This is a genomic window from Chitinophaga alhagiae (assembly GCF_003568665.1).
Taxonomy (GTDB): Bacteria; Bacteroidota; Bacteroidia; order Chitinophagales; family Chitinophagaceae; genus Chitinophaga; species Chitinophaga alhagiae.
This window is the reverse complement of sequence record NZ_QXMH01000003.1, coordinates 736,195-761,121: the sequence shown is the minus strand read 5'-3', so window position 1 is coordinate 761,121 and position 24,927 is coordinate 736,195. Positions and strand designations below refer to the sequence as shown.

The window sequence follows — 24,927 nt, the reverse complement described above, 5'->3', positions numbered from 1 at the left end:
TTAGCCTTTACGACATGAGAAAAATTCTACCTTGCTTAGTACTTTTTCTTCATTATTACGTTGGTAATGCAGTACTTGCACAGGCGCCAAACATCAGCTATTCACCGGCTTCGGCGGTGTTCCTGAAAAGCCAGGCCATCAGTCCGCTGACACCTTCCAACAGCGGCGGGTCAGTACCCGCTACCGTGTACGGGCAAACTTCCACACTGGCCGGCAGCGGTACGCCCGGCGATGCGGACGGCACCGGCGCCGCCGCTCTTTTTAATTTCCCTTCCGGTATAGATATAGATGCGTCAGGGAATGTTTACGTGGCGGATTTCAAGAGCTTCCGGATCAGGAAGGCTACTCCCGCGGGCGTGGTAACCACCCTGGCGGGCTCAGACAGCGGTTATGTAAATGGTACCGGCGCGGCCGCAAAATTTTCGGGGCCGTATGACCTGGCCGTGGATGGCGCCGGGAACGTTTTTGTAGCAGACCGGTATAATCACGTGGTGCGCAAGATCACTGCCGCGGGCGTGGTCACCACGCTGGCCGGCAGCGGAACCGCCGGTTCCGCGGATGGTACCGGCACGGGTGCCAGCTTCAATGAGCCGGCCGGCGTTGCGGTAGATGGCAGCGGCAATGTTTTTGTAAGCGACCTGAGGAATCATAAGATAAGAAAGATCACCGCCGCCGGTGTGGTAACCACCCTGGCCGGCAGCGGCACGGCCGGTTTTGCCGATGGTACGGGTACTGCCGCCAGGTTCAATTTCCCCATCGGCATAACAATAGATGGTGCGGGGAATATATTTGTGGCGGACAGGACCAACCAGCGTATCCGCAAGATCACGCCGGCGGGCGTTGTTACCACTTACGCCGGCGTAGCGTCTGCCGGTGCGGACGATGGGGCGGGAACGGCCGCCAAGTTCAACAACCCCATTGGGGTGGCCGCGGACGCACAGGGAAATATTTTTGTAACGGATTTTTCCGGCCAGAAGATCAGGAAGATCACGCCAGACCAGAAGGTGACCACCGTAACCGGCTGCGGTTGCCCGGGCCTGGAGAACGGCACAAACCCGGACTCGGTGGCGTTCCGCAATCCCCTGGGCATTGCGGTAGCGGCTAACGGTTACCTGTTTACCGGGGATTTTGCCAACCATGTGATCCGCAAAACCGCTTTTACCGGGTATTCCATCAGCGCCCGGCTGCCTGAAGGCCTTACGTTTAATAGCGCCACCGGCGTGATCAGCGGCACGCCTGCTGAAAATTCACCGGCGGCCAATTATGTGATAACGGCCGGCAACCCAAGCGGGTCAGATGCTTTTACGCTCAACATCAGCGTGGTAGATACCAATGTTCCTAAAATAGCCTATGCTACCCCGCACGTATTTCGCCAGGCGGTCACCATTTCCACGCTGCTCCCTGTGAGCCGCGGCGGAACGGTACCGTCTACCGGAGATGTGGCGGTCAGCCTGCTGGCCGGCGGCGGGGCTTCCGGCGCAACAGATGGTACGGGCAGCGGGGCGCTGTTCAGCAAGCCGTACGGCGTAGCGGTAGACGTGAACGGTACGGTGTACGTGGCGGACCGCGCGAACCACAAGATCAGGAAGATCACGGCTGCCGGCGTGGTGACCACGCTGGCGGGCAGCGGCGTAGCCGGTGCGGCGGATGGTACGGGCGTGGGTGCAACTTTCAACGAACCTTCGGGTATTACCCTCTCGCCAGACGGGCACTTGTATGTGTCAGATCTGCAGAACCACAAAGTACGGCGGGTAACCACCGCCGGGGTGGTGACTACCATAGCGGGCAGCGGAACCCTGGGTTTTGCGGACGGTACCGGCGCCGCGGCCAGTTTTAATTATCCGATAGGTATTACGGCAGATGCCGCTGGCAACCTGTACGTGGCAGACCGTTACAATCACCGCATCCGCAAGGTAACGCCGGCAGGCGTGGTAACCACTTTTGCGGGCAGCGGCGCGGCGGGCTCCACCAATGCCACAGGCACTGCCGCCAGCTTCAACAATCCTGTAGGCGTCTGCATATCGCCGGATGGAACATTGTATGTGGGAGACTACGGCAATCATTTGGTGCGCAAGATCACCACCGCAGGTGTAGTGACCACGCTGGCAGGCAGCGGCAGCGCCGGCTCCGCTAACGGCACGGGTACCGCCGCCAGCTTCAACAACCCCTTCGGTGTCAGCACAGACCTGGGCGGCAATGTATACGTAGGGGACTACAGCAATCACAAGATCAGGAAGATCACGCCAGCCGGTGTGGTAACCACACTGGCGGGCACTGGCAGTGCCGGCTCGGCCAACGGTACGGGCGCCGCCGCCAGCTTCAACAACCCCGCGGGGGTGGCGGCTGATGCGGTAGGGTATGTGTATGTGGCTGATTTTCTCAACAACAGGGTCCGCAAGATCATTCCCACAGCAGGGTATATACTGCACCCGGCACTGCCGGGCGGCCTCACGTTCAACCCGCTTACCGGTGCAATATCCGGAACGCCTTATGCCGTGAGCCCACCGGTTGAATATACCGTAGCCGCCTTCAACAGCGCGGGGTACGATGTGGATACCATGCGCATAGAAGTGCTGGCGGCGCAGCCTCCGAGCATTGCATATATCAACCCTGCGGAGCTGCCGGAAGGAGAACCGGTAACCATACTGAGCCCCATCAACGGCGGCGGCATGGTGCCTGCTGAAGTATATGGCGCTGCCAGCCTGCTGGCCGGCGGCGGGGCTGCCGGTTCAACAGACGGTACGGGCAGCGGGGCGCTGTTCAGCAAGCCGTACGGCGTAGCGGTAGACGTGAACGGTACGGTGTACGTGGCAGACCGCGTGAACCACAAGATCAGGAAGGTCACGGCTGCCGGCGTGGTGACCACGCTGGCGGGCAGCGGCGTAGCCGGTGCGGCGGATGGTACGGGCGCGGGTGCAACTTTCAACGAACCTTCGGGTATTACCCTCTCGCCAGACGGGCACTTGTATGTGTCAGATCTGCAGAACCACAAAGTACGGCGGGTAACCACCGCCGGGGTGGTGACTACCATAGCGGGCAGCGGAACCCTGGGTTTTGCGGACGGTACCGGCGCCGCGGCCAGCTTTAATTACCCGATAGGTATTACGGCGGATGCCGCTGGCAACCTGTACGTGGCAGACCGTTACAATCACCGCATCCGGAAGGTAACACCGGCGGGTGTGGTAACCACGTTTGCGGGCAGCGGCGCGGCGGGCTCCACCAATGCCACAGGCACTGCCGCCAGCTTCAACAATCCTGTAGGCGTCTGCATAGCGCCGGATGGAACATTGTATGTGGGAGACTACGGCAATCATTTGGTACGCAAGATCACCACCGCGGGCGTAGTGACCACGCTGGCAGGCAGCGGCAGCGCCGGCTCCGCCAACGGCACGGGTACCGCCGCCAGCTTCAACAACCCCTTCGGTGTCAGCACAGACCTGGGCGGCAATGTATACGTAGGGGACTACAGCAATCACAAGATCAGGAAGATCACGCCGGCCGGCGTGGTGAGCACCCTGGCAGGCAGCGGTTCCAGCGGCTCGGCCAACGGTACGGGCGCCGCCGCCAGCTTCAACAACCCGGCAGGGGTAACGGTTGATTTTATGGGGAACGTTTTTGTAGCGGACTTTACAAATAACAGGATCAGGAAGATCACCGCCACCGGCTACACCATCACGCCAACGCTGCCTGCGGGCCTGAGCTTCAACCCCGCTTCCGGTATTATTGCCGGTACGCCAACGGCCGTTTCACCAGCTACGGATTATATCATCACCGCGTTCAACAGCGCGGGCCGGGACGGGTATGTGCTGACCTTATCCGTAACGGGCGGCGGCGGTTTTATGGCCGCTGCAAAAGATTCTACTGTACAGTACATCTCTCTCCAAAAGGCGGCAGACAATACACCTGCATGGTCTGTATATCCCAACCCGGTATCGTTGAACACCATATCCGTCAACATACCCGGCGCGTCCGCGCCTTCGGCATGGGTCAGCCTCCATGCTATGGACGGCCGGCTCATGTACAGGCGCCAGGAGAACGTTCAGCAAAACACCATACGCATCATACTGCCAGTAAAACTCAAACCGGGAATTTATATTCTTTCTATCGACAAACTGGGAGCGAAAAAAATTGTCATTCTTGAATAACCGGCCTTTGCCACCACGTTAAAAACATTTAGATATGAGAAGATTATCTCTTTGCCTGATGACCCTTCTTTTATGTTGTTACCATGGGTACGCCCAGCAGCGGACCATCAACGGTACGGTAACAGATAATGCAGACGGTACGCCGCTGCCGGGGGTGATAGTGCTGGCGTCAGACAGGCTCACCGTACAGACGGATGCCGCGGGGCGCTATTCCATCCTTCTTCCTGAACAGGTAACAGAACTGGAATTCAGGTTACTGGGCTATCTGAGCCTCAAACGAAAGGCGCCGGCCGGGCCCGGTGCATTGAACGTCAGCATGGCCCGGGACAACAAACAATTGGGAGAAGTAGTGGTAGTGGGATATGGTGCCGTCAAAAAAACCGACCTCACGGGCGCGGTGGGCATTGTAGACATGAAAGATGTAGTGAAGGCGCCGGTACCATCGCTGGGAGATGCGCTGGCCGGCCGCGTGGCAGGGCTCTCCGTACAATCGCCGGAAGGGCAGCCGGGTTCGCAGCCGCAGATATCGATCCGCGGCATTGGCTCCATTACACAGGATGTATCTCCGTTATTTGTCATAGACGGTTTCCCCAACGAAGGGTTCAACCTCAGCTCGCTGAACATGGACGATATTGAGTCCGTTACCGTGCTGAAAGACGCTTCGTCTACCGCCATATACGGCGCCCGCGGCGCTAACGGCGTAATTGTGATCACCACCCGCAAGGGGAAAAGCGCGGCGCCGGTGATCCAGTATAACGGCAGCCTCGGCGTCAGCACCATTACTAAACGCATGCCTATGATGGATTCTTACGAGTTCATCAAGTTCCAGCTGGAGCGTTTCCCCACAGAGGCGGCAGCGGTGTATTATCCTGACCTTGACCCGAGTGAAACACCAGACCCTGAACGCTACCGCAACGCAAAGTTCATCAACTGGCAAGACAAGCTCCTGAGAAAAGGGCTCACCAATATTCACAACATTTCCGTTTCCGGCGGCAATGACATGACCAAGTACCTCGTGTCTGGCTCTGTCTACAATGGCCTGGGCCCTATTCTCAACACGCAGTACAAACGTTACCAGCTCAGGGTGAACCTGGACCAGCGGCTGACCAAGGACCTGACCGGCGGCGTTAACCTGAACTACAGCCAGGACAAAGCCTCGGGCATCCAGGCATCAGGCGGTATCATTGGCGGGTCTGCCACCAGCGCATTGTTTGTCAGCGCATGGGGGTACAGGCCCGTAGCCGGCCCGGATCCGGGCGCGGAAGCAGCGTTGGAAAACGAGCTGCAAGATCCCTTCCTCAACCCCGGGAATGATTTCAGGATGAACCCGGTGATGATGGTGGAAAATGAGGACATGCAGAACAAGCTGACGGATATCAATATCAACACCTACCTCACCTACAAACTGGCGGACCAGTTTACGTTCACCGTGCGGGGCATGATGAACAGGCGGCTGGGAGAGAACACCTACTTTCACAACTCCCGGTCAAGGCTCGGTATTACACGGCCGGGCATTACGGCCCTGGGCGTGCAGGCGGGCGCCACCTACAGCGAGATACAGTTCCTGTCAAACGAAAACATCCTTTCCTATACCCGGCAATGGGGCAAACATAACCTGGATGCCAAGGCGGGCCTGAGCTTTCAGCGGATACAGGCCAAAAGCATGGGCTTGCGGGTGCAGAGCATCCCCAACGAGGAACTGGGGCTGAGCGGGCTTGATGAAGGCGTACCGCTTTCTAACACTGCTGTGATCGGAGAATCAAAGCTGCAGTCGCTCTTCAGCAGCCTCAACTATAATTTCGGCGGGCAATATTTCCTGACGTTTACCATGCGGGCGGACGGTTCCTCCAAGTTCTCTCCTGAAAACCGCTGGGGCTACTTCCCCTCCGGCGCCTTTGCCTGGAGGCTGAGCGAATGGGCGCCGCTGAAAGAGCTGTCTTTTCTCAATGAGGCCAAGATCAGGGCCAGCTACGGCCTGGCGGGCAACAATAGAGTAGGGGATTTCAGCTATCTGCCTTCTCTCCGCATACAAACGGTAGATTATTATTCCTTCAATAACCAGCAGCCGTCCAGGGGCGGTGGGCCTACAGACCTTGGCAATGCCAACCTGAAATGGGAACGGTCTAAACAGACGGACGTGGGCATAGACCTCTCGCTGTTCAACAACCGGGTGTCTCTGAATGCCGACTGGTACCGGAAGGTAACGGACGATCTGTTACTGAATGCCAACATCTCCTACGTAGCGGGTTATACCACCGCATACAAGAACATCGGCTCTATTGAGAATACCGGCCTGGAGTTTACACTGGCCACTACCAACATCAACAATGGCCAATTTAGATGGGAAACAGGCTTTAACATCAGCTTCAACCAGAACGAGGTACTGCGGCTGAATGACAGTGAACCTTTTATGTTCAGCACGGTGAGCTGGGACGGCAACTATTCTTCCACACCCCTGTACCAGACAAAGGTAGGGCAGCCGGTGTCTGCCTTCTGGGGGGTGCTGTGGGACGGTGTGTACCAGCTGGAAGATTTTGATCTCAATTCATCCGGCGCATACGTGCTCAAGGCGCACCTGCCCACCAACGGCAACCCGCGCGCCAATATCAAACCGGGCGATATCAAGTATAAAGACATTACGGGAGACGGGGTGGTGAATTCGTCAGACAGAACGGTGATAGGCCGCACCCTGCCCAAACACATCGGCGGCCTCAGCAACAACTTTTCCTGGAAGGGCCTGAGCATGCATGTTTTTTTCCAGTGGAGTTACGGGAACGATATTTTTAATGCCAACAGGATTTTATTTGAAGGCGGATATAATGTACGCCCATTGCAGAATCAGTACGCAACCTATGTGAACCGGTGGACGCCTGAAAATCCCAGCAATACGTACTTCAGGGCAGGTGTTGGTGGCGCCGCGTCTGGCGCGGGCCCCAATGGCGTATTGTCTTCCATGACCATTGAAGATGGTTCTTATCTGCGGCTTAAAACTGTTTCCCTTGAGTACCGGTTACCTGCTTTCATACTGAAAAAACTGTTGGTGAAAAATATCAGCGTATCGGCAACGGCGCAGAATCTTGTTACCTGGACCAATTATTCCGGTATGGACCCGGAAGTGTCCACGCGCAACACGATCCTGACCCCAGGGTTTGATTTCTCTGCTTATCCGCAGCCAAAAACAATCGTGTTTGGTTTAAAAGTTACTTTTTAAAACTATTAGCATATGAAAAAGGGAATGATAGTTTTTATACTCCTGATCAGCCAGATGTCATGTAAAGATTTTCTGGACACCAAACCGTCCGACTTTCTTTCCCCGGCTACCTATTATGCCACGGAAGAACAATTGAATGTAGGACTGAACGGGGTTTATGATATTCTGGCGGATCTTTCGACCTACGGTAATCTGATGCAGGGTTACATGGGACTCGATGCCGATGAAGGATGGTTTAGACGTACCGGTGGCGTGCAGGTGTACAATGTAGTGCCTTCAGACATCAATATCACCAACCTATGGCGCGTGTTTTACAAAGGCGTCAGCAGGGCTAACATACTGTTGGCCAATATTCAGAAGCCTGAAATGGATGAAACGAAACGCGCCAATATCAAGGGAGAGGCATTGTTCCTCAGGGCGTATTTCTATTTCGTACTCGTCAGCAACTTTGGTGATGTGCCCATGGTACTGGAACCGGTGACCACGCCAGACGGCGGCAACGTGGCCAGAACGCCCGCCAAAGAAGTATATGCACAGATAGTAAAAGACATGACGGAAGCGGAAACCCTGGTGAGGCCCATCACGGAGCTGGGGTTTGGAGGCAGGGTGAACAAGTCTGCCGTACAAGGCATGCTGGCCAGGGTACACCTGTATATGGCGGGGTGGCCGCATAACGACCCGGCCGGCTACACAGAAGCCAGAAAGTGGGCAAAGAAGGTGATAGACGCCGGCATTCATGACCTGAACCCCAGCTACCAGCAGGTATTCATCAACTACGCCCAGGATAAATATGACATCCAGGAAAGCATATTGGAAGTGGAATTCTGGGGTAACTCCCTGCCGCCTTACCAGCAGGCCGGCCGGGTAGGCACCAACTTCGGCGTACTCTACGGCACTACTTCGGTAACGGGCGTGTCTTACGGCTGGGTCTATTCCGTAGCGTGGTTATATGATTCTTACGAAGCTGGGGACTTGAGGCGGGACTGGTGCATTGCGCCCTATACCAACAGCGGCGCCAATGAAATACCCCGGCCCGCTACGGTGCGCTTCAACCGGTATGCCGGCAAGTGGTACCGAAAGTATGAGCTGGCGTCTTCAGACATCACCAGCCCCAATACGCCGCAGAACTTTGCCTTGCTTCGGTATTCGGATGTGCTGCTGATGTTCGCCGAAGCGGATAACCAGGTGAACGGCCCAACGGCGGAAGGGTTTGAAGCGCTCAATAAAGTGCGGAGAAGAGGGCTCGGGTTGCCGGTAAACACGCCTGACCCGGATAAAGATATCAGCGGTTTGACAAAGGAAGCGTTCCAGCTTTTTATTGAGGCGGAAAGGTCCCGCGAGCTTTGTTATGAAGGCCTGCATAAAAGAGACCTGGTGAGGTGGAACAAATTCCTGGCCCGCATGGAGGAAGGAGCAGCGGCGTTCCGCGTAGAGATGCCCACCAGCCCCCTGGTAGAATATTTTACAAACGCAAAAGCCCGCGATGTGCTCTGGCCAATACCGGAGCGGGAAATGGGCATCAATAAGAATCTGCAGCAAAACCCCGGTTGGGAATAAAATTGGCATTCGGAATATGAAGAGGTTAACTGATCAACAATCTGCTCTTGCCGCGGTTAGTAGATGTGAGGGATAATATCGGAGCGCTTTTAGATATTTTTGGTGGGGAACTAATGCCAATTTATCTCCAATTTTGAACTGTCTGCCAATTCAAGTTCTTAGTTCCTATGGCATGAGAAAGAATGTATCTAGCCAGCATTTGCTCTGGTGTTTTAAATAAACTTGCTGGAAAATCGTATTAGGCTGGGCGATTTCGATGAAGTCTGCGCTCCGCTTTATTGGATACTTACTTTACGCTAATCAGTATTTACTGCAAATCCTCTCACGTATGAAGATATTTTTTCTTTATTTAATAACGTTTATCCTCTATAATACTGCTCTTTTGGCGCAGCGACCGATTATCAGCTACAATGGCCCGCAAATCTATATGGTGAATAACGCGATTACACCGCTGACACCGGTGAACGCAGGAGGACCCATGCCATCCAGTGAATATGGTCGTGTCACTACTATTGCCGGAAGCGGTGACGCAGGTTCGACAGATAGCAGTGCTATGCTCGCTTCTTTTAATTCACCTGTTGATCTGGCAAAAGATAGTTTAGGGAACATTTACGTTGCAGATTTCCTTAACCACAGGATACGTAGGATCACAACGGCAGGTGTGGTTACTACGTTTGCAGGGAGTGATAGCGGATATGTTGATGGAACAGGTATCTCGGCAAAATTTGCAAGGCCTCAGGGCATCGCAGTTGATGCCGCCGGCAACGTATATGTTGCGGACCGCATGAATCATGTTATCCGGAAAATTACTCCCTCTGGCGTGGTAAGCACGTTTGCCGGCAGTGGTATGGCGGGCTCTGCTGATGGAGTTGGAACGGCGGCAAGTTTTCGGGAGCCTGCCGGTGTCGCTATTGATACGGCTGGCAATCTCTATGTTAGCGATATGAAGAACCATACGGTCCGTAAAATCACCCCCGCACAGGTAGTAAGCACGCTTGCGGGCGTTGTTGGTGTATTGGGTTTCGCTGACGGGAACGGCAGCTCGGCAAAGTTTAATTATCCATTCGGGGTGGCTGTTGATATGTCGGGGAATATTTATGTGGCTGACCGGTACAATCATAGAATCCGGAAGGTCACATCCGGTGGCGTAGTCAGTACGGTGGCTGGAAATGGATTTGTAAGTTCAGTTGACGGAGCTGCTGCTTTGGCGGGATTTAATAATCCAGTGGGTGTTGCGGTTGACGAAGCAGGGAGTATTTATGTGGGCGATTATGGGAATCATAAGATCCGTAAAATTTTACCAGGTGGTATAGTCGTGACGCTCGGTGGTTGTACGTGCGCCTGCCCGGAGCAAACGGATAGTGTAGGCAATAAATCTACTTTTAATAACCCTTTTGGGGTTGAAGTAGATGCATCGGGCAGCGTATATGTAGCGGAGTTTACCGGCAACCTGATCCGTAACGTATCGAATACTGGTTATTTGATTAGTCCGTCTTTGCCCCGGGGGCTTAGCTTTGACGGGGCAACAGGCATCATCAGCGGGACCCCGCTGGCTGTATCCGGAGTTACAAGTTATATTGTTACAGCGTATAATAACGCCGGCAGTGATTCGGACACTTTTAGTATAGAAGTACGTAGTGACGCTCCTCCGCAAATCAGCTATAACACCTCGCAAGCTTATTATACCGATAAAGAAATGCCTTTTCAGGTTCCTGTCAATAGTGGTGGGCCTGTACCCGCTGTTGCCGCCTATGGACAGGTCAGCACCTTTGCCGGTAGCGGAGTTGCGGGTTCAGCGAATGGAACAGGGATAGAGGCAACCTTTAGCGGGCCATATGGGGTAGCGATGGATAAGACGGGAAATATCTACGTAGCCGACCGGAATAATCATCTTATCCGGAAAGTCACCCCTTCCGGCGTAGTGAGCACATTTGCCGGCAGCGGTACAGCGGGCTCTGCTGATGGAGTTGGAACAGCGGCTGGTTTTCGGGAACCTGCCGGTATCGCTATTGATACGGCTGGCAATCTTTATGTAAGTGATATGAAGAACCACACGATCCGCAAGATCACTCCTGCAGGTGTAGTCAGCACACTTGCGGGTACTGTTGGTATACTGGGTTTTGCAGATGGCAGCGGTAGTGCAGCAAAGTTCAATTATCCGTTCGGGCTGGCTACGGACGTGTCGGGAAATATCTATGTAGCTGACCGTTATAATCATAAGATCCGGAAAATCACGCCGGCCGGTGTGGTAACCACGCTGGCGGGCAGCGTGTCTGGCTATCTGGATTCGGTAAACCCCTTGTCAGCCAAATTCAATAACCCTGTAGGTATCGCCATTGACCAGGCAGGCGCTATTTATGTTGGGGATTACAGTAATAACAGGATAAGGAAAATAGCGCTGACGGGAGAGGTTAGCACCTTGGCAGGTCAAACAGCTTCGGGATCAACTGACGGGACAGGAGCTGCCGCCAGTTTTGCCAATCCTTTCGGGATAAGTGCAGATGATTTAGGCAATATCTACGTGGCGGATTACAATAATCATAAGATCCGGAAAGTAACTTCCACCGGGGTAGTAAGCACGTTGGCCGGCAGCGGTTCAATGGGGTCGGCTGATACTGTGGGCAGTTCGGCGGAGTTTAAATACCCGGTGGATGTAACTGCTGACGGCAAGGGAAGAATATATGTGGTTGATGGTAATCATAAGGTGCGCAAGGTGTCGGTTACGGGTTATTCGATAAGTCCGTCTTTGCCGGCGGGGCTTGTTTTCGAAGGTGCAACAGGTACCATCAGTGGAACTCCGACTGTAGTATCTGGATCTACAAGCTACGTTGTTACAGCATACAATAATGTTGGGTTTGATTCGGATACCTTTAGTATAGAATTATACAGTGACGCTCCTCCGCAAATCAGCTATAGTACGCCGCAAACTTATTATACCAGCATCGAAACATCCTTTCAGATCCCTGTCAATAGTGGTGGGCCTGTACCCGCTGTTGCCGCCTATGGACAGGTCAGCACTTTTGCCGGTAGCGGAGTTGCGGGTTCAGCGAATGGACTGGAGATAGAGGCAACCTTCAACGGGCCGCACGGGGTAGCAATGGATAAGACGGGAAATATCTACGTAGCCGACCGGAATAATCATCTTATCCGGAAAGTCACCCCTTCCGGCGTGGTGAGCACATTTGCCGGCAGCGGTACAGCGGGCTCTGCTGATGGAATTGGAACAGCGGCTGGTTTTCGGGAACCTGCCGGTATCGCTATTGATACGGCTGGCAATCTTTATGTAAGTGATATGAAGAACCACACGATCCGCAAGATCACTCCTGCAGGTGTAGTCAGCACACTTGCGGGTACTGTTGGTATACTGGGTTTTGCAGATGGCAGCGGTAGTGCAGCAAAGTTCAATTATCCGTTCGGGCTGGCTACGGACGTGTCGGGAAATATCTATGTAGCTGACCGTTATAATCATAAGATCCGGAAAATCACGCCGGCCGGTGTGGTAACCACGCTGGCGGGCAGCGTGTCTGGCTATCTGGATTCGGTAAACCCCTTGTCAGCCAAATTCAATAACCCTGTAGGTATCGCCATTGACCAGGCAGGCGCTATTTATGTTGGGGATTACAGTAATAACAGGATAAGGAAAATAGCGCTGACGGGAGAGGTTAGCACCTTGGCAGGTCAAACAGCTTCGGGATCAACTGACGGGACAGGAGCTGCCGCCAGTTTTGCCAATCCTTTCGGGATAAGTGCAGATGATTTAGGCAATATCTACGTGGCGGATTACAATAATCATAAGATCCGGAAAGTAACTTCCACCGGGGTAGTAAGCACGTTGGCCGGCAGCGGTTCAATGGGGTCGGCTGATACTGTGGGCAGTTCGGCGGAGTTTAAATACCCGGTGGATGTAACTGCTGACGGCAAGGGAAGAATATATGTGGTTGATGGTAATCATAAGGTGCGCAAGGTGTCGGTTACGGGTTATTCGATAAGTCCGTCTTTGCCGGCGGGGCTTGTTTTCGAAGGTGCAACAGGTACCATCAGCGGAACTCCGACTGTAGTATCTGGATCTGCAAGCTACGTTGTTACAGCATACAATAATGTTGGGTTTGATTCGGATACAATTAGTATAGAAGTGGTGGATGACAGTCACTTATTGATGTCTGCGGGTTTACTCGAAAAAATAGCTGCTCTTAATACAAATTTAAACTCAAAAGGTGATACGATATTGCAACAGGCCTGGACTGTATATCCCAATCCCAATAATGGCAGGTTTACAATTGAGATGACACTTTCCTCTCCTGATCCACAGTTATTAAAAATTTATAATACTGTTGGTGTGCTGGTATATAGCAAAGTGTTGACTGTAGTGAAGGGTCGAATGGAAATAAATGTAAGCAATCAATTAACACCAGGTATTTATCTGGTTGTGATTGAAAGAATGGGGGCCAGGAAAATAATTGTGCATTAAAAAAGCTATACGAATTGACTTATGTAAATAGCGATCTAAAAGTTGAATAATCAGAATAAACATATATGACCATAATACTATTCCCCATATGAAAAAAATGATTAGAAACACCATGTTCTTAACAAGCCTGGTTGCATTTGCAGCTATTGCAGCGGCAGGGGATAGCCCAGCGCGTCTCAAAAATGTGAAGGCTGTATGGGATAGCGCTTTTCAGTGTAAATTGTTGGATATACATGCGCGTATTTATCCGGACAACTATGCAGGCTCTGGACCAGCCTATCAGATGCCTGATGCTCCCCGGAATTATACTTTAGGCATTCAGCTTGCGATCAATTCTGCCGGTAGTCAGCATTTTGAGATACATATGGATAGCTTGAAAAACGGCGAGGGTACGCTGTTTCCGGGTACGCTTACTTTTCGTCAATTGTTGCCTGTTCATATTGAAGCAAATACCCGGGATTACCAAAGCGAGCCGGGGGTACCTACTTATCCTTCGTGGGTTCCTAAGTACCTGATTAGAACCGCTCCATTTGATGTGTTGGAAGTTGTTTCGGATGTAGCGGGAGATACATTGACTGTGGGTGCGGGTAATACTTCCGGAATTTTATTGCGATTGTTTATCCCTTCCGGCTGCCCTACAGGAATTTACAGAGGTAATATTACAGTGACGGGGTCCTTGGGCGCGGAAGTTACCCTGCCGGTATCATTCGCTGTGCATAAAATTGTGATAAATGAAAATGATTTGTTGAACAGTGTTCATTGGTTGTCTTCACTCCCGGAAAACTTAAAAAGCGGGGCTTCTGTGGAATGGTGGAGCGAAGATCATTGGAAGCTATTGGAACGGGCGGGCAAGCTGTTCAGAGAAACAGGGGATAATGTAATGTATACACCGTTGGTAGATTATCCAATGAGCGGAGTGCCGCATCCTTTAATACGGTCGCTGTGGAATAGCAATACCAAGGAGATGTCATTTGATTTTTCACGACTTGACCGTTGGATGCAGACTTTTGATACATTGGGGTTTAAGTACTTTTCAGGACGGCACATAAAAAATATGGGTGCAAATCTAAAAGTAATAGACGTTATATCAGGAGATACGCTCGCCTATAGCGGTGCTGAAATTAAGATGGACCGGGATTGTTTTAGACAAGTATTTCTTAAGGCGCTGAACAGCCATCTACAGTCTATAGGTATGCTGAACAGATACATTCAACATATATACGATGAGCCCTGGCCAGAGGTTGTAGAGGAGTACAGACAATATTACAGCCTTCTTCAGAAAACGATGCCAGGCGTCAAGTCTATTGATGCATTTACAAGAGGCGCGGATGTGACTACATTGTTTTCAGATTTGAGTGATATTCAGGTAATGAATATTTATGGAATTACGCAATTAGCAAATTCCACTGTCAAAAAACGTATGCAACAAAACAAAGAAACCTGGTTGTATAATACTGTTGGACCTAAGCCTCCCTTGCCAAATCGCCACCTGGACCAACCCTTGACGCTAAACAGGCTTTGGCCCTGGCTTTGTATGAAATATAATGCATCCGGATATCTGTATTGGGCTGCTAATGAATATCGCGGCGTTACGAATGAATATCTCGCATCTATTGGCCCGTACCCAGAGCAAAATAACTACCCTATTGGTTACCCTCCTGGAGATAATTGGTTTTACTACAGAACATCAAACGGTTTAGTTCCTTCTATGCGGATTCTTAGCTATCGTGAGGGCCTAGTTGATGCTTTTCTTTTGACGAACATAAAAAAGACCAATGCAGCAAAATTTCAGGATTTGCTGTCCAAGGTGATTTTCCCGGAATTTGAGCCAGAGCAGCAGAAGGGCTATGAAGATTCGCCGGTTAAATTCAACATTTTCAGAAAAGAGATGCTGGATTATTTAGACACATTTTAAAATTAGTATCAATGAAAGTAATGAACCTGAAAAGAGCTGTAGTGAATGAGAGCGGCGATATTGCCAGTGAAGCAGTTTCCTGGGATTCGGGAAATGGGCATCAATAAAAACCTGCAGCAAAACCCCGGTTGGGAATAAAAACGATCGTACGGCATATGAAAAAGTTAATAGTTATCATCTTTTTGCTGCTGCACCTTCAGGTAGTATACGCCTACCGTGCAGACAGCCTCACCTGGTGGAACCCCGCAGAAAGCACGTTTCCGGTAATTGGAGGAAAAGGCTGGCAGCAAAGCGGCGTTATTGCCCCGTACCAGCGCCTGCCGCTCAGTGCGCAGGGCAAGGTAAGAAGCCAGGTATGGGCGCTGTCCCGCAACGCCACCGGGCTGGTCATCCGCTTTAAAACAAATGCGCATTTTTTCTCCATCCGGTACACGGTGGCGGGCGCGCTGCAGCTGCCGCATTTCCCCGCCACGGGGTTCAGCGGCCTTGACCTGTACTCGCGCAACAGCAACGGCGGCTGGAACTGGATACCGGGAAAGTATGCTTTCAAGGATACTATCTCGTATGACTATACCATCAGCGATGCCGATTCGCTCCGCAACCCGGAACGGGAGTACTTCCTGTACCTGCCCATCTACAACACGGTAAAGGAACTGCGGATAGGCATGCCGAAGGGGGCCATGTTCACGCCCCTTGCCGCGGACACTCAAAAACCCGTGGTGATATACGGTACCTCCATTACACAGGGCGGCTGTGCATCAAGGCCCGGCCTGGCATGGACGTCTGTGATGGGCCGCAAGCTGGAGCTGCCGGTGGTTAACCTGGGCTTCTCCGGCAATGGTACGCTGGACAAGGAAGTGATCGGGTTCGTCAATGAACTGGATGCCGGTCTCTTTGTACTGGATTGCCTGGGGAATATGATGGACCGCAGCAAGTTCCCGCTGGAAGAAGTAAAGCGGAGAATAGTGGCGTCTGTCAGCACCATCAGGGAGCGGCACCCTTCCGTGCCTATCCTGATGCCGGCCTTTGCCGCCTTTCATAAAGACTGGCTCACCAGCGAGCGGCAGCAGCAGATCAAGGAATTGAACAACGCCATGCTTGACACATACCGGCAGCTGAAAAAGGAGGGCGTAAAATATTTGTACGTGCTGCGCGCGGAAGACATGAAACTGGGGCCAGACCATACGGTTGACCACGGACACCCTAATGATGCCGGCCACCTCCAGTATGCGGAAGCCTTTGCAAAAACGGTGGCCGCCATCCTGAAAAAGCACCCGCGTGCAGTGGCCAGGTAAATTTTGTACCAATTGCAAACCCGGAAAAGACGTTACCATGATAAAGCGATTTTTTTTAACGGCATGTTATTGCCTGATGGCGCTCATCAACGCCACGGCCGGCAACGGTTCTCCGCTTGCGCCCGCAGGCGTTTTTGACGCCCGCCTGCTGGATGTCAACGCGCGGATATTCAAGGATAATTTCCCCGCGGATACCTGTTACCAGCCGTTCCACACGCCCCGGAAATACACCCTGTCTTTCCAGGTGGCGCTGCGGAGCCCGGCTACCCAACAGTTTTCCGTATCGGTCGTAGACCTGGAGCATAGCTCCGGCGCGGCGTTTCCCGGCACCGCCAGGTTCCGCCACATTTTGCCGGTTCACCTGGAAGGCAATACCCAGGGTTCCGGCATCAATGTGCCCAACGGCCCGGTGCCGGCTTCCTGGGTGCCGTACCTGGTCAGGCTGGCCCCGTTCGATATCATGGAGGCCTTGCAGGAAATGCCGGCCGGCACGCTGCAGGTAACGGCCAATGAGACCGCGGGCATACTGGTGCAGCTGGATGTGCCTGCCACCTGTACCGCCGGGCTTTACGAAGGCAAGGTGCGGCTGCAGGATGCCAGCGCCGGCGTGCAGGACGTGCCGTTCTCATTCAGGGTGTATGCCACCAACATGCCGGCCTTTCATCTCGATTATGTGAACTGGCTGTCTGAAATACCGGAAAACCTCAAAACCGGCACGCCCGTTGCCTCCTGGAGCGAAGCGCACTGGGACCTGCTCAGAAGGGCAGGGCAGCTCATGATAGAAGACGGCCAGAACATGATGTACACGCCCCTGGTGAATAACCGCCACCCGCTGATACAAACCTGGTGGGACCCCGCCACGGCCAAACTTTCCTTCAACTACAGCCGCTTTGACCGCTGGGTGCATATGTTCGACTCGCTGGGCTTTGAACGTTTTGCCGGCCGGCACGTACGTTTCCAGGGCCTCGGTTCCACGCAGGTGCTGTTCATCAAGAACGCCGCCACCGGAGATACCATCTCGCTAACGGCCACCCAACTGAGCCTGGAATGTTTCCAGGAAACTTTCTTTGCTGACCTGGACAAGCACCTGGACACGCTGGGCCTCAAGGGCCGCTACGTGCAACACGTATTTGATGAACCTCCTCCCGCCAATATAGAAGAGTACCGGCGCTACAACGAACTGGTGAAAAAGTATATGCACAACGTAAAAACGATTGACGCCATTAATTCACAGCCGCAGTTGTTCTCGCCGCTGGTAGACCTGCAGGTGTTCTCGCTGCCGGGCCTGGTGTTGCAGAAGAACTCAACAGTGCCGGAGCGCCTGGCGGATAACCGGGAGGTGTGGCTGTACCATACGGCCAGCCCGTTCCCGCCGTACCCCAACCGGCAGCTGGACAGGCCGCTGGTAGAATGCCGGCTCTGGCCCTGGCTGGCCTTCCGCTATAACGCCAACGGCTTTTTGTGGTGGGCGGCCAATGAATACCGCGGCGTGCCGGATGAATACGCCACCTCGCTGGGCGCATTGCCAGACGGTACGCAGCATCACGACCCCGGCGGCGCCTGGTACTACTACAGATCAGCAGACGGCCTGCTGTCTTCCATGCGCCTGCTGAACTTCAGGGAAGGAATGGCAGACGTGACCCTGCTGGCCAGGCTGAAGACCATCAACCCCGCCAAAGTGCAGGAGATGATGGACGCGCTCATTCAGCCGGGCATAGAGGTAGGCATGGCCCGGCCTTTTTCGGATTATAAATCAAGGGCGGAAGCTATTTCCAAAGGATATGAAACAGACCCGAAAAAATATTACGACAACCGCCGGCAAACATTGGAGTTGCTGGAAGCTGGCGGTCTATAGGAATTTTCAGAACCAATATTTCATCAACAATGAGTTTAAAAAGATCTGTTATTAACGAAAGCATTGAAATAGCCCACCATGTGATAGACTATTTTAAGGTAAAGCTGCCGGACTTCGCGTATTGGGGGCCGGATCAATGGCTCCGGGCCGGCAGCGAGTACAGGGAGGTCAAAGAATGTATGCTGGGTTGGGACGTGACCGACTTCGGCAGTAATGATTACGCCAACATCGGCAGGGTGCTCTTTACGCTCCGGAACGGGCGCAAGGGGCAGGCCGGGTACCCGAAGGAATACGCCGAGAAACTGCTGATTGACCCGGAACACCAGCGCGCCCCCGCGCATTTTCATATTTCGAAGCGCGAAGACCTCATCTGCCGCTCCGGCGGGAACATACTGGTGCAGCTGTGCAAGGCGGATGATGAAGGCAACCGCTCCACCGAGCAGTTTACCATACAGGTAGACGGGTGCACCAAAAGATTGTCGCCCAACGATACCATCCGGCTGAAGCCGGGCATGAGCGTTTGCATCCCGCCCAGGACCATCCACCAGTTTTGGGGGGAAGAGGGAACAGGGTACCGGTATAACGGTATAGGGTACACGCTGAGTACGGAAATATCAAGCGTGTGTGATGACTGGAACGACAATGTTTTTCTCGTAGACTATGGCGTGCGCTTCCCCGATATTGAGGAAGACGAGGCCCGCCGGTATTATTTATGTCATGAATATCCTGTAACAGGTTCAACCGTTAGCCGATAACGAACATGAAGAAATATTTATTATTCCTGGTCTTGTCTGCAGCATGCTGCAACGGCCGCCTCCTTGCGCAAAGCGGAGACTGGAGGGATATCTCGAACGGGTATCCCATATATTCCAACAGCTATATAGATCAGCCTTATGTGTCTGTGCTGAAAGACGGCCGCTGGCTCTGTGTGTTCACCACGGGCGCGGAGTCGGAAAGCCGGCCCGGCCAGCATGTAGTGTCTATTACCAGTTATGACAAGGGAAGAACATGGACGGCCCCGGTGTCTATAGAAGCCAACACCGGCCCCATTTCTTCCTGGGCCATTCCTTACGTTACCCCGTACGGAAGGGTCTATGTGTTTTACAACTATAACGGGGACAATGTGGCTGAAGTGAACGGCAAACCCATCAGGCAGGCCGGTTTGCTGGGATGGTACTGTTTCAAGTACTCTGATGATAATGGCCAGACCTGGTCTGCCCAACGCTACCGCATCCCCGTACGGGTAACCGCTGTAGACGCCGGTAATGAATTTAAGGGAAAGGTGCAGATGTTCTGGGGCATAGATAAACCGCGCCAGATAGGGGATACCGTGTTGTTCGCCTTTACAAAGCTGGGCGTGTTCCCGCAGGGCATGGGAGAAGGCTGGCTGCTGCGCTCCGCCAACCTGGCCGTTGAAAGGGACGCCGGCAAGGTGCAATGGCAAATGTTCCCGGAAGGAGACAAAGGTGTACGCAACCCGGCCCTGGGATCTGTGCAGGAAGAGCATAACATAGTGCCGCTTGATAACGGCTCCCTCTATTGCATTTTCAGAACGGCTATGGGTTTTGTGGCGTCTACGGTCAGCCATGACCTTGGCAGAACGTGGGCAATGCCGCAGCCCGCCACCTATGCGCCCGGAAGTGACCAGCTGATCAGGAACCCGCGGGCATGCCCCCGGCTTTTCAAATGCGCCAACGGGAAGTACCTGCTATGGTTCCATCACCACGGCGGTATCACGTTCAAGGAGCGCAACCCGGTGTGGATCACCGGCGGCGTGGAAAAAAACGGACAGATATACTGGTCGCAGCCGGAAATATTGCTCTACACCAATAACCTGGAAGTGAACGGCATGAGCTATCCTGACCTGGTGGAGGAAAAAGGGAAGTACTGGATCACGGAAACACAAAAATCCGAAGCTAAAGTACACGTGATCGATCCCACCCTGCTGGAAGGAATGTGGGCCCAGGCCCAGGCCCAGGCCAGGTCGGAGGTTACGCAGGGGCTCGTTTTCAGGAAAAAGAACCCGCGCGCCAACAGCACCTACACATTGCGCGATATGAAGGCGCTGCGGGAAAGCGGGCTCACCATTGACCTCCGGCTTACGCTGAACAGCCTGGCGCCCGGCCAGCTGATAGCAGACAGCCGCAACCCCGCGGGGCAGGGTTGCTGGATCACAACAGACACGGCCGGCACGCTCCGGCTTCACCTATCTGATGGCGCCGTCACAGAAAGCTGGCAAACCGACCCCGGCATGCTCGTGGCAGGTAAATCCTCTCACGTGGTGTTTATTGTGGATGGGCAGCCCCGCATTGTCAGTGGGCTGGTGAACGGGCGGCTGTGCGATGGCGGGAAAGACAGGCAGTTTGGCTGGATGCGGTTCAACGAAAAGCTGAACAGCATTTCCGGCGAGGACATGATGCTGAAGCTGCCGCGTTTCAACGGCCGCATCAGGAACATCCGGGTATACAACCGGTACCTGAGAACATCTGAGGCCATTAGTAATTACAACCACGGTTTATAAAAATTTTGCCGCATGAGATCAATGTATGGAATTACGTTTTTGACCATAATCCTGCTTTCCGCTGTTAGTACGGCCGCCGGCCAGGAGGCGGGCCGCTACCCGGTAATACCCCGGCCTGCGGTGCTGACGCCCATGGCCGGCAACTTTGCCGTTACCGCCGGTACGCAGGTGGTGTGGGACCGGCGGCAGGCAGCGCTGCATCACATCGTTACCGCCCTCGTAGCAGACATCAGCAAGAGAACTGGTTTCTCCCCCGGTGGCGGCAAGAGCGCCGGCAATACCATCCGTTTTGTACGTGACGCAAGTTTGCCCAACACCGCCGGGTACCGGCTGGATATCAGCCCCGCATCTGTAGTGGTACGCTTTGCCACAGACACGGGAGCTTATTATGCGGCGCAGACCCTGCGCCAGCTGATGCCGCTGCACCCGCAAAAAGGGAAGCCGCTGCTGCTGCCTGCCGTGAAAATAGAGGACCAGCCCCGGTTTGCGTACCGCGGCGTATTGCTGGACGTGGCCCGGCGCTATTTTCCCGTATCTTTTATAAAAAAGTACATAGACGCCATGGCCTTCTACAAGATCAACACGTTGCACCTGCATTTGAACGATGACCAGGGCTGGCGGATGGAAAGCAGGTCATATCCCCGGCTGCACGAAACCGGGGCCTGGCGCAAAGAGACCGTGGTAGGCCACCGTACAGACAGGCCCGAGCGGTTTGACGGTACGCCGCACGGCGGGTACTACACCCAGGCGGAATTAAAAGAGCTGGTGCAATATGCCGGGGAGCGCTTTATTGCCATTATCCCTGAAATTGACGTTCCCGGCCATTCCCAGGCTATTCTGGCCGCTTACCCGCAATTCGGTTGCATAGATTCTGCATATACCGTATCTACCAGGTGGGGCGTGCATAAAGACATCCTTTGCCCGAAAGAAGAAACGTTCGCTTTTCTCAGGAGCATTATGGCGGAAGTAAGTGATATCTTTCCCGGAAAATATATTCACATTGGGGGAGATGAGGTGCCCAAAGACCGCTGGAAGCAATCTGCTTTCTGCCAGGAGCTGATCAGAAAACTGTCTTTGAAAGACGAGCACGAGCTACAGAGCTATTTTATCAGGAGAATGGAAGATATTGCCCATGCCGCCGGCAAACAGATCATTGGCTGGGACGAGATACTGGAAGGGGGGCTGGCCCCCAATGCTACGGTGATGAGCTGGAGAGGGGAGAAAGGCGGCATTGCGGCCGCCCGGCAGCACCACTATACCATTATGACGCCCGTACAGTATACGTACATCAATCTTTACCAGACAAGTGACCGGAAATCGGAACCTTTGTCTAACGGCGGGTTCCTTCCGCTCAACAAAATATACGGGTATGATCCCGTACCGCGGGAGCTGGCGCCCGCAGACGCACAATACATACTCGGAACGCAGGCCTGCCTGTGGACGGAGTACGTGACCAATGAAGCAGACGCGGAGTTTATGACCTTTCCCCGCCTTTGTGCGTTTGCGGAAACCGCCTGGAGCGAAACAGGGCGGAAGAACTATCCGTACTTCCTGGTACGGCTGAAAGAGAACGTTCAGCATCTGAAAGATATGGGTATGCGGGTAGCGCCTTTCTTCCCGGAAGGAGAATAAGGCCCGCCCGCCATGTTGTGAATGAAAATAACAGCTTACTATGCAGCAAGCAGATACTTTGAAAAGGCGGTGGTACCGGCTGATACCGGTGGTTTTTGTCACTTATAGCCTGGCCTATCTTGACCGTGCCAACTTTGGTTTTGCCGCGGCCGGCGGCATGGCGGAAGACCTCGGCATTTCCGCAGCCACACTTTCCCTGTTAAGCGCACTGTTTTTCCTCGGGTACTTTATTTTCCAGATACCCGGCGCCCATTATGCCTCCGGGAAAAGCGCCAAGAAGCTGATCTTCTGGTCTTTGATACTCTGGGGCGCGCTGGCTACCGCAACAGGCTTTGTCAGCAACGTGACCCTGCTGATCTGCATCCGTTTTACACTGGGCGTAATGGAGAGCGCCGTTATTCCCGCCATGCTGATATTGCTGAGCCGGTGGTTCACCAAACATGAACGGTCAAGGGCCAATTCCTTCCTGATACTCGGCAACCCCGTTACCATGCTCTGGATGTCTATTTTATCAGGCTACCTCATAGACTGGATCGGCTGGCGGGGCATGTTCATCATTGAAGGGGCTCCGGCGGTATTGTGGGCGTTCATCTGGTGGAAACAGATCGAAGACAGCCCGGAAAAAGCCGCCTGGCTGTCTGAGGAAGATAAAAAGCTGCTGCGGGAAAAACTCCTGCAGGAGCAGGAAGACATCAAGCCGGTGAAAAATTACCTCACAGCTTTCAGGTCAAGAGAAGTGATACTGCTTTCCCTGCAACTGGCCTTATGGAGCATCGGCACCTATGGATTTATGATGTGGCTGCCGTCTGTGCTTAAAACAGCGCCGGGCATCAGCATTGTGGAGGCCGGCTGGCTTTCCTCACTGGCCTACGGTGTGGCCATTATAGGCATGATCGGCATTTCCTATTTCTCGGACCGCTCGCTAAAACGGAAACCATATGTTACCGGCGCCCTGTTAACGGCATCACTGGCCTTTTTAGGACTGTTCCTCGCAAAGCCGGATAATTTCTGGTTATCCTATTGCATGCTGGTGATAGCAGGAGGGGCGTTATGCGCGCCCTTTGGGCCGTTCTTTGCACTGATAGCGGAAATATTGCCGCGTAACGTGCTGGGCGTGTCTATTGCCCTCGTTAACAGCGTGGGCGCGCTGGGGTCTTTTGTGGGCGCCTACCTGGTGGGCTACCTCAACGGCCTCACCGGGTCTTTCACCTATGCGTTTTTGTTGATGTCCGTGGCCATGTTCCTGGCCGCCGTTATCATGAAGTTCGGGATAAAGTTTGAACCGCGGCCGGAGGCCGGGCCGGAGCAGTATAGCACCAAACGCCCGGCTTTCGGGAACAGGTAAGCCACGCAATTCCGCAAACTATCTAACACTTAAAATATTATACCATGTATCCTGATTTATCAGCATTCCATGCACCTGTATCAGATATCTTCACCCGGCCTTCCGCCGCGGCAGACTGGAAGCAGCACATGCTGAACGAAAAGCAGCTCAGTTTCTTTCACGAGTACGGGTACGTTAGCGGCATCAAGCTGCTGGAAGAATGGCAGGTAGACCTGCTGAACGAAGAACTGGCGGATATTGTGAAACCGGAGCACCCCGGCAACGGCCTGTTCCATGAGTTTTATTCCAACGCTTCCACAGACGCGGACAATGTGCTCTTTCACGCCCTGGGCGCGTGGCGTATTACGAAAGGGTTCCATGATATCCTGTGGAACCCTGCTTTCCTGATGCCCGCCAGCCAGCTGCTCGGCAACCGCAGCGTACGGTTCTGGCACGATCAGTTGTTCTGCAAGCCCGCCAAACATGGCGGCGTGGTAGCCTGGCACCAGGACTATTCCTACTGGACGCGCTCCGTACCCGTGCAGCACCTTACCTGCTGGGTAGGACTGGACGATGCAACCACTGAGAACGGATGTTTGCATTACGTGCCTGGCAGCCACCGGTGGGGATTGTTGCAGAAACCGGAACTGGCCGGGGAAATGGAAGGGCTGATGGACTTCCTGAATGATGAGCAGAAGGCTGCGTTCAAGCCCATCCCCATAGAACTGAAGAAAGGTTATGCGTCGTTTCATCACCCCATGCTGGTGCATGGCTCTTACGAAAACAGGTCAGACAGGCCAAGGAGGGCCTTTGTAACGAATGTGTTTGCAGATGGCACCCTGTCAGACGCGGACCAGGAGCTGATGCCCGGTACGCCGCCCGTTCCCCGGGGAGAAAAGATACAGGGCCGGTTTTTCCCTTTGTTGCTGAACGTGAAAGACCTGGAAGAAGCGTAAACACCACCTGCCGCCCGCGCATTAGGAGGAGTAGATTTGTTTGTTTAA

12 protein-coding genes are annotated in these 24,927 nt (G+C 53.6%); all 12 read left to right on the top strand.

All coding sequences use genetic code 11. The annotated features are described in order from the left end of the window. Nucleotides 1–116 precede the first annotated feature (116 nt). The 12 genes from D3A97_RS19160 (at nucleotide 117) to D3A97_RS19105 (ending at nucleotide 24,879) form a co-directional block, all read left to right on the top strand. Entirely contained in the window at nucleotides 117–4,145 is a 4,029-nt protein-coding gene (locus tag D3A97_RS19160) for an SMP-30/gluconolactonase/LRE family protein (RefSeq protein WP_198674075.1), read from the top strand. 34 nt (nucleotides 4,146–4,179) lie between these two features. Further along, on the top strand, nucleotides 4,180–7,356 hold the full coding sequence (locus tag D3A97_RS19155) for a SusC/RagA family TonB-linked outer membrane protein (protein ID WP_119080118.1): 3,177 nt from the start codon (nucleotides 4,180–4,182) through the stop codon (nucleotides 7,354–7,356). 12 nt (nucleotides 7,357–7,368) lie between these two features. Continuing rightward, nucleotides 7,369–8,913 carry a RagB/SusD family nutrient uptake outer membrane protein gene (locus tag D3A97_RS19150; protein ID WP_119080117.1) on the top strand — a complete coding sequence of 515 codons (1,545 nt, stop codon included), beginning with the start codon at nucleotides 7,369–7,371 and terminating at the stop codon, nucleotides 8,911–8,913. A 328-nt stretch (nucleotides 8,914–9,241) separates the two neighbouring features. Beyond that, complete coding sequence (locus D3A97_RS19145) at nucleotides 9,242–13,381, top strand: putative Ig domain-containing protein (protein WP_198674074.1); 4,140 nt, start codon at nucleotides 9,242–9,244, stop codon at nucleotides 13,379–13,381. Between the two features lie 88 nt (nucleotides 13,382–13,469). Further along, a complete protein-coding gene (locus D3A97_RS19140; RefSeq protein WP_119080115.1) occupies nucleotides 13,470–15,296 on the top strand; it encodes a glycoside hydrolase domain-containing protein in 1,827 nt (608 codons plus the stop codon). A 155-nt stretch (nucleotides 15,297–15,451) separates the two neighbouring features. Then, entirely contained in the window at nucleotides 15,452–16,591 is a 1,140-nt protein-coding gene (locus tag D3A97_RS19135) for an SGNH/GDSL hydrolase family protein (protein ID WP_119080114.1), read from the top strand. Between the two features lie 37 nt (nucleotides 16,592–16,628). Continuing rightward, a complete protein-coding gene (locus D3A97_RS19130; protein WP_157986632.1) occupies nucleotides 16,629–18,446 on the top strand; it encodes a glycoside hydrolase domain-containing protein in 1,818 nt (605 codons plus the stop codon). Nucleotides 18,447–18,475: 29 nt separating this feature from the next. Continuing rightward, a complete protein-coding gene (locus tag D3A97_RS19125) occupies nucleotides 18,476–19,201 on the top strand; it encodes a D-lyxose/D-mannose family sugar isomerase (RefSeq protein WP_119080112.1) in 726 nt (241 codons plus the stop codon). A gap of 5 nt (nucleotides 19,202–19,206) precedes the next feature. Beyond that, entirely contained in the window at nucleotides 19,207–20,967 is a 1,761-nt protein-coding gene (locus D3A97_RS19120) for an exo-alpha-sialidase (RefSeq protein ID WP_119080111.1), read from the top strand. 12 nt (nucleotides 20,968–20,979) lie between these two features. Beyond that, entirely contained in the window at nucleotides 20,980–22,599 is a 1,620-nt protein-coding gene (locus D3A97_RS19115; protein WP_119080110.1) for a beta-N-acetylhexosaminidase, read from the top strand. Nucleotides 22,600–22,639: 40 nt separating this feature from the next. Beyond that, on the top strand, nucleotides 22,640–23,944 hold the full coding sequence (locus tag D3A97_RS19110; RefSeq protein ID WP_119080109.1) for an MFS transporter: 1,305 nt from the start codon (nucleotides 22,640–22,642) through the stop codon (nucleotides 23,942–23,944). Nucleotides 23,945–23,988: 44 nt separating this feature from the next. Next, complete coding sequence (locus D3A97_RS19105; RefSeq protein ID WP_119080108.1) at nucleotides 23,989–24,879, top strand: phytanoyl-CoA dioxygenase family protein; 891 nt, start codon at nucleotides 23,989–23,991, stop codon at nucleotides 24,877–24,879. The last annotated feature ends 48 nt before the right edge of the window (nucleotides 24,880–24,927 follow it).